Below are 429 nucleotides of genomic sequence, written 5' to 3'. Positions count from 1 at the left end.
GAGTGAAATTGACGAGTATCTCCAACCGTATTTCAATGGACTAAATGCAAGGAATTACAAACCTGAGGGACTTTACTACTCTCAGTCGTTCGAGCGCAAATTAGGAAGTGAAGAATGGAAAAAGTCAATCGAGAATATTTGGCAACAATTTGGCAGTATTGAGAAAATGAAATTGTTGCCAATGAGCGTAATCAAGTCAATTGCCGGCAGATCCTCAGGAACTAAGTACATCGTATCTTATATAGTAGAACGAGAGAACGGTTTCACTCGCGAGACCATTGAGGTTTTCGAAAGTAACAGATCAAAGGGAATTCTTGAAATAACCGGTCATAAAATAATGACAACAGTCAGTTTTTAGACTAAGAGCTTATCCCCCCCCTCAGGCAGGCCCGCCCTTAGGCCATCCATGGCCACGGTCTAAACAGAACA

The 429-nt window shown here is 42.0% G+C and carries 1 protein-coding gene; it reads left to right on the top strand.

Annotated elements, in window-relative coordinates:
• Window positions 1-358: hypothetical protein (locus S1OALGB6SA_RS10190; RefSeq protein ID WP_195910313.1), on the top strand; the 358-nt coding region annotated here is incomplete at its 5' end.
• Window positions 359-429: the final 71 nt, after the last annotated feature.

The organism is Olavius algarvensis spirochete endosymbiont, from assembly GCA_900608495.1.
Taxonomy (GTDB): Bacteria; Spirochaetota; Spirochaetia; order DSM-2461; family DSM-2461; genus UBA2779.
Note: the sequence above shows the minus strand (reverse complement) of the source record. Positions and strands in the feature narration are given on the sequence as shown.